The sequence below is a fragment of the Aeromonas sp. ASNIH2 genome (assembly GCF_002934795.1).
GTDB classification, from domain to species: Bacteria; Pseudomonadota; Gammaproteobacteria; order Enterobacterales; family Aeromonadaceae; genus Aeromonas; species Aeromonas caviae.
This window is the reverse complement of record NZ_CP026406.1, coordinates 2,608,161-2,619,803: the sequence shown is the minus strand read 5'-3', so window position 1 is coordinate 2,619,803 and position 11,643 is coordinate 2,608,161. Positions and strand designations below refer to the sequence as shown.

11 protein-coding genes are annotated in these 11,643 nt (G+C 62.4%); 7 read left to right on the top strand and 4 right to left on the bottom strand.

From position 1 onward, the window contains the following. Positions 1-3: 3 nt before the first annotated feature. Positions 4-204, bottom strand: a complete 201-nt coding sequence (gene lptM / locus C3F36_RS12350; protein WP_010672699.1) for an LPS translocon maturation chaperone LptM — start codon at positions 202-204, stop codon at positions 4-6. Between the two features lie 73 nt (positions 205-277). Between lptM and cyaY the strand changes: the two genes are divergently transcribed. Both cyaY and C3F36_RS12340 read left to right on the top strand, forming a co-directional pair. Beyond that, positions 278-592 (top strand): iron donor protein CyaY, encoded by a 315-nt coding sequence (gene cyaY / locus C3F36_RS12345; RefSeq protein ID WP_104455153.1) that lies wholly within the window; start codon positions 278-280, stop codon positions 590-592. After that, positions 589-1,242, top strand: coding sequence for an alpha/beta hydrolase (locus C3F36_RS12340; protein ID WP_104455152.1), 654 nt, complete (start codon positions 589-591; stop codon positions 1,240-1,242). The genes cyaY and C3F36_RS12340 overlap by 4 nt, the downstream gene beginning before the upstream one ends. Positions 1,243-1,429: 187 nt before the next feature. Here C3F36_RS12340 and C3F36_RS12335 read toward each other — a convergent pair whose 3' ends face one another. Beyond that, on the bottom strand, positions 1,430-3,949 hold the full coding sequence (locus C3F36_RS12335) for a class I adenylate cyclase (RefSeq protein ID WP_104455151.1): 2,520 nt from the start codon (positions 3,947-3,949) through the stop codon (positions 1,430-1,432). A gap of 323 nt (positions 3,950-4,272) precedes the next feature. On the opposite strand from C3F36_RS12335, the gene hemC reads away from it, so the two are divergent. The 4 genes from hemC to C3F36_RS12315 are packed head-to-tail and all read left to right on the top strand — an operon-like array spanning position 4,273 to position 8,230. Beyond that, positions 4,273-5,202, top strand: a complete 930-nt coding sequence (hemC, locus tag C3F36_RS12330) for a hydroxymethylbilane synthase (RefSeq protein ID WP_152552589.1) — start codon at positions 4,273-4,275, stop codon at positions 5,200-5,202. Between the two features lie 46 nt (positions 5,203-5,248). Further along, positions 5,249-5,983, top strand: a complete 735-nt coding sequence (locus C3F36_RS12325) for a uroporphyrinogen-III synthase (protein ID WP_104456044.1) — start codon at positions 5,249-5,251, stop codon at positions 5,981-5,983. Continuing rightward, a complete protein-coding gene (locus C3F36_RS12320; protein WP_104455150.1) occupies positions 5,980-7,056 on the top strand; it encodes a uroporphyrinogen-III C-methyltransferase in 1,077 nt (358 codons plus the stop codon). The genes C3F36_RS12325 and C3F36_RS12320 overlap by 4 nt, the downstream gene beginning before the upstream one ends. A gap of 10 nt (positions 7,057-7,066) precedes the next feature. Beyond that, entirely contained in the window at positions 7,067-8,230 is a 1,164-nt protein-coding gene (locus tag C3F36_RS12315) for a heme biosynthesis HemY N-terminal domain-containing protein (protein WP_104455149.1), read from the top strand. A gap of 166 nt (positions 8,231-8,396) precedes the next feature. On the opposite strand, the gene C3F36_RS12310 is transcribed toward C3F36_RS12315, so the two are convergent. Continuing rightward, positions 8,397-8,648: a YkgJ family cysteine cluster protein gene (locus tag C3F36_RS12310; protein ID WP_010675884.1), complete on the bottom strand. Its 252-nt coding sequence runs from the start codon at positions 8,646-8,648 to the stop codon at positions 8,397-8,399. A 197-nt stretch (positions 8,649-8,845) separates the two neighbouring features. Here C3F36_RS12310 and C3F36_RS12305 point away from each other — a divergent pair, with 197 nt between their 5' ends. Further along, positions 8,846-10,183 carry an IS4-like element ISAeme15 family transposase gene (locus C3F36_RS12305; RefSeq protein ID WP_104454934.1) on the top strand — a complete coding sequence of 446 codons (1,338 nt, stop codon included), beginning with the start codon at positions 8,846-8,848 and terminating at the stop codon, positions 10,181-10,183. A 260-nt stretch (positions 10,184-10,443) separates the two neighbouring features. Here C3F36_RS12305 and glpX read toward each other — a convergent pair whose 3' ends face one another. After that, on the bottom strand, positions 10,444-11,454 hold the full coding sequence (glpX, locus tag C3F36_RS12300) for a class II fructose-bisphosphatase (protein WP_039040467.1): 1,011 nt from the start codon (positions 11,452-11,454) through the stop codon (positions 10,444-10,446). Between the last annotated feature and the right edge of the window lie 189 nt (positions 11,455-11,643).

Sequence of the window (11,643 nt, the reverse complement as noted above, 5' to 3'; positions counted from 1 at the left end):
AAATTATTGCGGCGCGGCCTCTGAGGCCGGTGTAGCGGTCGCAGGCGAGGCGGCTTGCGGTGTACTCTCTGTCTTGGGCTGTGTCTGCTCTGCAGGTGCGGGCTGTTCGGCCGGCGGCATATAGAGCGGCCCCGTCAGGCCACAGGCGGCCAACCCGAGCGACAGCGACGCGGCAAACAGGCACTTGGTGAACTGGGTAATCATAATGGTTCGCTGCGAAAAAATTTTTGGCCCTCTATAATCGCACTCACATTGTTAAAAGCAACAGGATAAACCGATGAAGGATCACGAGTATCACGCCCTGACCGACGCCTTTTTCCAGTATGTGGAAGACACCATCGACGAGGGGTATCCGGATATCGACTGCGAACGCGCCGGCGGGGTGCTGACCCTGAGCTTCGAGAACAAGACCAAGGTCATCATCAACAAGCAGGAGCCCCTGCACCAGATCTGGGTCGCCACCCGGGAGAACGGCTTCCACTTCGAGCTGCGCGGTGACAGCTGGATCGACAACCGCTTCGGCGACGAGCTCAAGGCCCTGCTGACCTGGGCCTGCACCACCCAGGCCGGCGAGCCCGTGGTCTTCTCATGACGGATCTGCATCCCGAAGGTGCCCGCCATGCGGTGATCTGGCTGCACGGGCTGGGGGACTCCGGCGCCGGCCTCGCCCCCCTGGTGGAGGCACTGGCCCTGCCCGCCGACCTGCCCGTCCGCCATCTGCTGCCGGATGCTCCCGAGCGTCCCATCACCATCAACATGGGCTACCGGATGCGCGGCTGGTACGACATCAAGAGCTTCGAGGATCCGGCGGATCGCGCCGTGGAGTCCCATGTCAGGGAGTCAGCGGCCCGTATCGCCTCGCTGATTGAACAGTTGGTGGCCGAGGGTTTCGCCCCCGAGCGCATCGTGCTGGCCGGCTTCTCCCAGGGGGGCGTCATCGCCTCCTTCACCGCCCTGCGCCATCCGGTGCCACTGGCAGGCCTACTCTGCATGTCCACCTATCTAGCGGTACCCGATGCCCTGCCCGGCGAGATGAGCGAGGCGGCCCGCGCCCTGCCCATCTGCTACATGCACGGCATCTATGACGACGTGGTGAACCTCTCCATGGGCTGGGACGCCAAGAACCGGCTGGAAGCGGCGGGACTCAGCCCCGAGTGGCACGAATACCCCATGCGCCACGAGATCTACCGCCCCCAGCTGGGCGACATTCGCAGCTGGTTGCTGGCCCGCCTCGGTGCCTGATTGTCGGATCACGGGTAAGACAACGGCCTGCATCAGCAGGCCGTTTGCTTTCATCCCTGACGGCGATGCTCGACGGCATCCCCCACTGGCCGCGGCCCCCTCCACACCAGATTCCCGCACCACGGATAGGACAACGGCCTGCATCATGCAGGCCGTTTGCCATCTTGCCGGTGCGGTTATCAGCGTATCATCCTACTTCCCGCGCCGCTCCTGGGTTGTCCCGCTGCGGGCTCTGGCTGCGGTAGGGGATCACATCGAGTTTGTCACCCACCTGCACGATTTCATAGTACTGGGGCAGGTTGAAGTTGCTGAACTGACCCGCATTGCTGAATCGCTCGTGACCCGAGGTGTAGAACCGGTTCACCCCCTGTACCAGTTCGTCCTTGTTGCCGGAGAAGTGCTGGTAGATCTCTACCCGGTTCGCCTCGTCCAGGATATAGATGTTGGTGCCTGCATCCCGGGTATCGAAGAAGAACTGCACCAGCCCTTCGCTGGCGTAGGCGTCGACGATGCCGGGCAGGTGCTGGCTGTGAGTCTTGTCGAGGCGCAGCGGCAGGTGATCCAGCTTGTTGTGGGAGATGTGGCGGTAGAAATCGATGGCGTTTTCCAGCTTTTTGACCGACACCCCGCGCCGCTCGAAGAAGATGCCGTACTTCTCCTTGCCGAGCGCCAGCGTCTTGACCAGCTGCTGCTTGTCCCGGGCCAGGCGCAACTCGATGCATTCAGCCACAAGCTGCTGGAAGCGGGTGCGCACCAGGGAGCGGAAGTGCTGGCTGTAGCAGAACACCTCGATCATCTCGGGGGCCGCGGCGTCCTGGTGCATCTTGCCGAGGATGGTGGTGAGGGCGTCCACCACGGCTTCCTCTCCCTCGAAGTGCAGGGTGCGGATCTCGCTCCAGGAGTTGCGATAGACGAGATCCACGGATCCCACCAGACACTCCTGGTTGCGACCGAACGAGAAGACATCGGCGGCGTTGGCATCGAACTCGATCACCTGCCCCACCCAGTGGCTGGACGGGTCCGTCTCCAGGTTCAGGAAGATAGAGAGCTGGCGGATCTCGCACGGCCGGCTCAGGGCCAGGTTGGTCGCACGGGGATACTTGACCGGGAAGGTGCCGGAGAGATCGCGACAGAACTGATGCAGGTTGTCGATGTGCAGATCCGAGCCCTGGTTAAACAGGTGCACCCGGGACTGGGGCGTCAGCAGGCCGTTGAAATAGGCCCAGGCCACCAGCTTGCTGATGTAGCCGTTATATTCGAGCGGCGCCCGGCCGATGATGTCGGCGGGTTCGAGGGAATGCTTGTAGAGATACCAGCCGGCGCGATTCAGGCGGCCGTGGGGTACCTGTACCAGGCTGAGATCCGGCTCGCCGAGATCCGGCGCAATCTTGAGGTTGATGCGCTGCACCTTGCCCGGCAGGCTCTCGAATGCGGCATAGAGCTTGCGCGACAGGATGCCGATGTCTTCCGGGTTGATGGACTCGCTGATGTTGTTGCGCCGGGCGAACTGGATGAGGTTGCGGTAGCTCTGCATCAGAGCCTCCAGCAACTCGGCGTAGGCCACCTTGACGTCCTCGACCTTCCACTCCTGGCGGTGATCAAGGTGGTAAAGGCGCTCCGGACTCCAGCCCCAGTAGGCCACCAGCTGGGCCATCTGCTCCCGGCGCCAGTCCGGGGAGTGATCTTCCTTGGGATGGCTCAGCCCGTCGCACACCTTCAGATAGAAGCAGCGACGCACCAGATCGAGGCGCTGCATGTCGCCGATGGACTTGAGGTAGTTGGTCACCTTGTCCAGCATCAGGCAGTAGTTGTCGAGGCGGTAGTGCATCCCCTCGTTGTGCTGGAACCAGTCGCGACTGGTCACCGACAGCAGCCGGGTGTTGGGATACTCGTGGGAGTAGGCCTCCATCAGCACCGACTTGAGCACCGCCTTGTAGGGGGAGTCGATTCCCTTGTAGAGCTGCCACAGGGCGGAGCCGAAATACTCCTCGGCAGGAATGCGATCAAAGCCCCCCAGATCGAGCCAGTCATCCTGGCTCAACTTGCCGTGGGCAAACAGGCCGTTGACGTAGTCGTCGTAGTGATCGTCATATTCGGCAGGCACCAGATACCAGAGCAGCCGCTTGCCGGCGATGTGCATGGCGCTGCGGTAGAACTCGTCGAGCAGCAGCAGGTGCTGGGCGCTGCCGCAGCTCTCCCCCTGCATCTGGGCATCGTTGCGCTGGCGGAACTTGTCTTCGGGGATAAGGAAGAAGTTGAGATCGACCCCCCGCTGCTCGGCCCACAGGGAGAGGTGATGGCACTTCTGCTCCAGCAGGGCGAGGCGTTCGCTCGACAGGCCGGCCACGTGGCAGACCCAGATATCGAGATCCGAGTGGCAGCACTGCCCGATAGAGGAGGTGCTCCCCATGGAGTAGAGGCCCTGGATGGACTTGTCGTGGGTGCTGAGCCCCCCCTGGCAGTTCGCGTTCTGGCAGAGATCCTGGATGAAGGCCTGCTGGGCGTCGTTTGCCACGAAACTCCAGATACCATGAGGCACGTCCCCTGCCACATAACCGGGCAGCAGGGGATGATTGAAGTGCAGCATGACAGGCAGCAGTTGGAAAACCTGCTGCCCGTACCGGCTCATGAGATCCAGCGCTCGTTGCGTCTTGAGACGATTCAGCTCGTCGTAGCGCGCCACCAGCGTGTCGAGTTTTACCAGCAATGCCCTACCTATGGGGGAAGAGAAATGACGCACCAAAACGGGGAGACGTCAAAAAAGTGTGATCATGTTAACAATGCAAACAGCGGTGGTAAACAAGCCCGCACACAATCACCGGATTATTTCTGAGCACTGCCTTAACGGTATCAATGGAAAGCAATAAAACACTGTATTTTCAGTGTCTTAAAATCAATTTTTGGCGTAATGAAAATTCTTTTCAACTGCCGTTTTTGAGCTTGGCCCCGCTTTTGCGGGCTGCGCCATGAAAGCCCCTGCAAAGGGTGGTAAGATCGTTTTCCTCTCTAAAGATGAAACAACTGATTGATATGGCAGCCCGAACCCTGAGAATTGCCACTCGCAAGAGCCCACTGGCCCTGTGGCAGGCCAACTTTGTGAAAGATCGGCTGGAGGCGCTCCACCCCGATCTGCAGGTCGAACTGGTGCCCATGAGCACCCAGGGTGACAAGATCCTCGATACCCCGCTCGCCAAGGTCGGTGGCAAGGGGTTGTTCGTCAAGGAGCTGGAGACTGCCATGCTCGAAGGGCGGGCCGACATCGCCGTTCACTCCATGAAAGACGTGCCGGTGGAGTTTCCCGAGGGACTCGGCCTGCACACCATCTGCGAGCGGGAAGACCCGCGCGATGCCTTCGTCTCCAACCGCTTCACCGCCATTGACGAGCTGCCGCAGGGGGCCGTGGTCGGCACCTCCAGCCTGCGCCGTCAGTGCCAGTTGCGCGCGGCTCGCCCGGATCTCGTGATCCGCGACCTGCGCGGCAACGTCAACACCCGCCTCGCCAAGCTGGATGCCGGTGACTACGACGCCATCATCCTGGCCGCCGCCGGTCTGAAACGGCTGGAGATGGCCCATCGCATCACCGCCTTCATCGAGCCGGAGCAGAGCCTGCCCGCCAACGGCCAGGGGGCGGTCGGCATCGAGTGCCGCCTGGACGATGTTGAGCTGCACGCCCTGCTGGCGCCGCTGGAGCACGCCGAGACCCGCATCCGGGTACTCACCGAACGGGCCATGAACCGCGCCCTGCAGGGGGGCTGCCAGGTACCTATCGGTGCCTATGCCCTGGTGCAGGGGAACGAGGTCTGGCTGCGGGGCCTGGTGGGTAGCCCGGACGGTGCCCGCGTCATCCGCGACGAGATCCGCGGCCCCCTGGCCGACGGCGAGGCCCTGGGAGAAGCGCTGGCCCGGCGTCTGCTGGCCGACGGGGCAGACACCATACTGGCCGAGGTCTACCGGGCATGAGTCCGGTCAGGATCGGATCATGGCCACCCTGCCGGGGCGCGGCCTGATGGTCCCCCTGGTGGTGCGTCCGGCCGCCCAGGCCGCCGAGCTGACAGCCCTGCTGCGTCAGCACGGTCACGCTCCGCTCTGCTGCCCGCTGCTGGAAACCCGTCCGGGCAGCGAACTCGCCCGCCTGCCCGAATGGCTGCCTGCAGCGGACATCGTCATCGCCGTCAGCATGCATGCCGTTCATTTTGCACATCATTTTCTGTTGCAAACTGGTCTGACCTGGCCACATATTGATTACTTTGCGGTCGGTCAGGCAAGCGCGGATGCCTTCGCCGAGGCGGGTATCCAGGCGCTGCGCCCGGACGATCCCCGCAGCGAAGGCCTGCTGGCCCTGCCGGCCCTGCAGGGAGTGAGCGGCAAGCGGGTGCTGATCCTGCGCGGCAACGACGGGCGGGATCTCATCGCCCGGACGCTGGCCTCACGCGGCGCACTGGTGCACTATTGTGCCACCTACGAGCGCCACTACCCCGACCTTGACGGGGATGCATTGACCCGCCGCTGGCAAGGAGCCGGCCTCGACAGCCTGCTCGTCACCAGCGGTGAACTGCTGCAGCGGCTGCTGGCGCTGGTGCCCGGCCCGCAGCACCCCTGGCTTTATGACCGCCTGCTGGTGGTGCCCAGTCCCCGGGTGGCCGAGATGGCCGGGGAGGCTGGTTTTACCCGTATCGTGATTGCCCAAGGTGCATCCAACCAGGCTCTGGTGGCCGCCCTGGAACTGAGGAAGATGGAATGACTGAACAGCAAGAAGTCCAGCCGAGTGCCGCGGCCCCCGTGGCCGACAACAACCAGCCCGGCCAGAAGGCCCCCGACGGCAAGAAGGGCGGCTCGGGTGCCGTGCTCGGCGGCATCGCCATTCTGCTGGCCCTGGGACTGACCGGCGGTCTCTATGTCCACGGACACCAGAACGCCGTTGCCCAGCAGGCCGAACTGGTAGCCCTCAAGCAGCAACTGGCCGGCGCCATGACCAGGATTGATCAGGGCAGCAGCAAGGATGCCGAACAGATCGGTGCCCTCGGCAAGAGCCAGCAGCAGTTGCAGGAGGCGCTGGACGCCTTGCAGACCAAGGTGCTGGATCTGGACGACAAGCGCCCCAACGACTGGATGCTGGCCGAATCCGAATACCTGGTGCGCATGGCGGGCCGCAAGCTGTGGCTCGAACACGACATCGTCTCCGCCATCACATTGCTCGGCAACGCCGACGAGCGCATCAAGGCGCTCAACGACCCCAGCCTGATGCCCATCCGCAAGGCGCTGGCGGAAGACATCGCCAAGCTCAAGGGGATGCCGCGAGTCGATCGCGAAGGGTTGACCCTGAAGCTGGCCGCCCTCTCGGACCAGATCGAGCTGCTGCCCCTCTCCACCGTCAGCATGCCGGAAGCCAAGAGCGAGCCCGACCAGACCGTCAGCACCAACCCGGACGAGTGGCAGAGCAACCTGAAGAAGAACTGGGTCAAGTTCACCGAAAACTTCATCACCATCCGTCGCCGCGATGGCGCCGTGGAAGCCCTGCTCTCCCCGCAGCAGGAGATCTTCCTGCGGGAGAACCTCAAGACCAAGCTGCTGCAGGCCCAGCTCGCCGTCTATCGTGAACAGCAGTCCCTCTATGTCGACAGCCTGGAGAAGGCCCAGCGCTGGCTGACCCAGTATTTCGATGCCGACAACAGCGCCACCCAGTACATGCAGTCCGAGCTCGACAAGCTCAAAGGCGAGCAGATCCAGTTTGACTACCCGGATCAGTTCAAGACCCAGACCATGCTGGAACAGGTGCTGACCGAACGCCTGCAACGCATCCTGGCCGGCAACTGAGGAGGAGACCATGATTCGTCTGATCGTCATAGTCGCCGTGATGGTGGCGGGCCTCATCTTCGGTCCCGAAGCCTCCGGCAACAAGGGTTATGTGCTCATCTCGCTGGGCAACTACACGGTGGAATCCTCGGTCACCAGCGCGGTGATCCTGGCGGTGCTGTTCTACGGCGCCCTGCTCATCGTGGAATGGGTGCTGGCCCGCCTGTTCGGCCTGCGCCGCAAGACCCAGGGCTGGTTCGGCTCCCGCCGCCGCCGCAAGGCCAACCTGCAAACCGTCAATGCCACCCTGGCCATGGCAGAGGGGCACTACAACCAGGCCGAGAAGCTTCTCATCAAGGGCGCAGACAACAGCGACACCCCGCTGCTCAACTACCTGAGCGCCGCCCGGGTGGCCCAGGCCCGGGGCGATGACGTGCGCCGGGATCACTACCTGCAGAAAGCCCAGGAAGAGAACCCCAAGGCAGAGCTGGCACTGACCCTGATCCAGACCCAGTTGCAGATTGAGCAGGGCCAGTACGACAGCGCCCTCGGCCGCCTCGAGTCCATCTATGCCCTCAACCCGCGCCACCCCATGGTGCTGGATCAGCTGCGTCAGGTGTACCTGGCCCGTGAAGACTGGACGGCCCTCATCGATCTCGCCCCTGCCCTGCGCAAGGTGGGCAAGCTGACCGCCCAGCAGGAAGAGACCCTGCTGCACCAGGCGTGGTGCGGTCGTCTGGAGGCCGCCAGCGGCTCCCTCGACACCCTGCGCACGGTCTGGCAGGGTCTGCCCCGCAAACAGCGCCAGGATCCCGTGCTGCTGGCCAGTTACGGGGATCGCCTGCGCCGATTGGGGGCCGATGCCGAAGCCGCCGATCTCTGGCTGGATGCCCTGCGCAAGGATCCCTCCCCCGAGCTGTTCGCCCGCCTGCCCAAGCTCAAACTGGACGACTACCAGCCCATGCTGACCCTGCTCAGAAAGATCCAGGATCAGCCGGGCGCCGAGGCGGCGCTGGCCCGGGTCTGCCTGCTGGCCGGTCAGCTGGACGACGCCCAGCGCCTGCTGGAGCAGGAGGTGGCGAAGGCGCCTGATGCCGCCCTCTACCACGCCCTCGGCCAGGTGATGGACAAGCGCCGCCTGACCAACAAGGCCAACGAGTACTACCGCCAGGCATTGCAGCTGGCCGACGTCTGACGCCAGTTCGTCACGAAACAGGAAGAGGCCGCAATTGCGGCCTCTTTTTATTGGGATTGTTTATTGCCATTGTTCCGAATGGTGGCTCTCTTCTCCCTTGCGGGAGAAGGGGCGGGGATGAGGAGGACAAGCAGACCCCCTTTCCCCGAGGGAGAGGGTCAAGGGCTCAGGCGGTCAGCCGCTCCAGCTCGCCGATAAGCCAGATGGCCTCCTGGCGATGGGAGCCGCACACGTCCGCCATGGGGCGAAAGCCGCCGCACACCGCCGGGCGCTCCGGCTGGCCGAAGATCTTGCACCCCAGGTGCGCATCGAGCTGCACACAGGGCACACCGGCGGGCTTGCCGTCCGGCATGCCGGGAATGGCACTGCTGATGCTGGGGGCGATGCAGCAAGCACCGCATCCCTGACGACATTCCATGTGATTTTTCCTCTGTGGGGCACCGCAGTGTAGCAAGGAGTCCGGTTTCTCCTAAGCCTTATCCCTGCCCGGGCACCCTGGCGCCCTGCAGAGCGCAAAAAGCCCGGCAGTGCCGCAATGCTGATCAGTTAAGGATCCATTGACCGATCCTTCTGCTGTAGGACAATCCGGAACCAATCACTAGTTCCGGATTTTTTATGTCTATTGCAAACGATCTGAACGATGTTGTTGAGGCATCTGGCGACATGCTGGCTCGGCTGGCCATTTTTGCCGACCATATTCCCGACGAATGGATTACTGCCGCTGCCGCCTTGTCTGAAAAGGCCACTATCCGCCGACGCCGCTTACCTTCTGATATGGTCTTGTGGCTCGTCGTGGGGATGGCCTTTTTCCGCAATGAGCCCATCTCCGAGGTCGCTCGGCGCCTCAACATCTGTGCAGAAGGGTTGGCCAATGATGCCTTGCTCGCGGACAGTGCCCTGTCTCAGGCCCGTCAGCGACTCGGCAAACAGCCGCTCGAGTGGCTGTTCAAACAGTGCGCCGATGTGTGGGGGCGGGAACGTTATCCTGAAGACCATTGGCACGGTTTACAGGTCTTTGCCATCGATGGGGCCCTGTTCCGAACCCAGGATATGCCTGAACTCAGAGCACATTTCGGCTCGGGTAACACCTCAACCAACCGGCAGACACCCTACCCGATGCTGCGGTTGGTCACGCTCATGAATGTCCGCTCGCATGTCATTGCCAACGCGGCCATCAGCCCGTACCGCAAAGGGGAAATCCCCCTGGCCAGCGAGTTCATTCACTCATTGCCGGACAAGTCAGTGACCCTGCTGGATAAAGGCTTCTTCGGTGCCGACCTGTTGCTGCGTATTCAGGCCGAAGACACCGACCGTCACTGGCTCATCCCGGAACGCAAGGGGCTGGTATACACGGAACTTGAGCGCTATGGCGACGGTGACCGTCTGTTGCAAATGACGGTCTCGCCTCAGGCTAGCAAGAAAAACCCGGCGTTGCCGACACACTGGCAAGTTCGCGCAGTGACCTATGAGGTGGCAGGCAAGGAGAAAACGGTCTTTACCTCCCTGCCCGTGGCGCGATTCAGTGCAGCTCAGGTGGCGACCCTGTACCACGAGCGCTGGGAAATCGAGCTGGGATACCGGGATATCAAAAGCGCGATGCAGCACAACGCCATCACGCTGAGAAGCAAGAAAGTGAACTTGGTCTATCAGGAGCTGTGGGGATTGCTGCTTGGATACAATCTGGTCAGGCGGGAGGCCAGCCAGGCCGCCGTAGCCCATCAGCGAGCGCCCAATGAGGTGAGCTTTAAGTTTGCCTGTCAGTTCATCGCGAACCAGATGGCAGTGATGGCGGGCGCGTTATCGCCAGCCCATACGCCACGGAGGTTGGCGGAGTTGCGGGGCTGCATAGGCGTCATGTTCATAGAAAAACGCCCCAGGCCATCGAGACCCAGGGCGGTGAAGATATCAAAGACCCGTTTTCCGGTAAATCGCAATGCGGCTCCGCTTAAGTGAACAGCATTGCGGCAGTGCCGGGCTTTTTGCTGCGGGAGTCAGCACATCACAGGATGATGTCGCGTACCACGCTGTCCTTGCGATCCAGGAAGTGGATCGACTTGATGCGACGGCATGAGAGTTCGCGACTTGCCGCCACCGCCATCCTCCTGCTTACAGGATGATGTCGCGTACCACGCTGTCCTTGCGATCCAGGAAGTGGATCGACTTGATGCGACGGCATGAGAATACGTGACTTGCCGCCACCGCCATCCCCCTGCTTACAGGATGATGTCGCGTACCACGCTGTCCTTGCGATCCAGGAAGTGGATCGACTTGATACGACGGATGGTGCGCGATTTACCGCGGATCAGCAGGGTCTCGGTGGTCGCCATAACGCCGTCGCTGGTGATCCCTTCCAGCAGATCACCCTTGGTGATGCCGGTGGCCGAGAAGATGACGTTGTCATTCTTGGCCAGATCTTCGAGCTTGAGCACCTTGCTCACGTCGATGCCCAGCTCCTCGCAGCGCGCGATCTCCTGTTCACCCAGGGCGCGAACCTCGGGGCTGTCACCCTTGACCTGGTGGCGGGGGATCAGGCGAGCCTGCATGTCGCCGTCCAGGGCGCGGATCACCGCGGCGGAGATCACCCCTTCCGGCGCGCCACCGATGCCGTAGAGCATGTCCACTTCGCTGTCCGGCAGACAGGTGAGGATGGAAGCGGCCACGTCGCCGTCGGGAATGGCGAACACCCGCACTCCCAGGCCCTGCATCTCCTTGATCGCCTTGTCATGACGCGGCTTGGCCAGGGTGATGACGGTCAGACGGGAGAGGGGCTTGCCGAGCGCCTTGGCCACGGCCTTGAGGTTCAGCTCCAGGGCCTGATCGAGATCGATGGCGCCTCTCGCCTTGGGGCCCACGATCAGCTTTTCCATGTACATGTCGGGGGCCTTGAGGAAGGATCCCTTGTCGCCCACCGCCAGCACGGCCAGAGCATTGGCCTGACCCATGGCAGTCATGCGGGTCCCCTCGATGGGGTCGACCGCGATGTCCACGGCGTCGCCCTGACCCGTGCCCACCTTCTCGCCGATGTAGAGCATGGGGGCTTCGTCGATCTCCCCTTCGCCGATCACAATCTCGCCATCGATCTGGATCTGATTGAGGATGTGACGCATGGCCGCCACGGCCGCGCCATCGGCGATATTCTTGTCACCACGTCCGAGCCACTTGTAGCCAGCCAGTGCTGCCGCTTCCGTCACTCGGGAAAATTCGATTGCCAGTTCACGTCTCATCGCATATCCAACCTTAGGAGCTCGAAAACGGGCGGCATTCTACCACAAGGGCAAACCTTTGCGCGTAAAAGTGGCGACCAGCCACATAAATCCCGGTTTTCATCCCGCTGACATGGAACCGACACGGTTTGTTCATTGCACGGTCACCCGACTGTCATCTGTCACTTCTAGCATGGCCCCGTCTTTTAA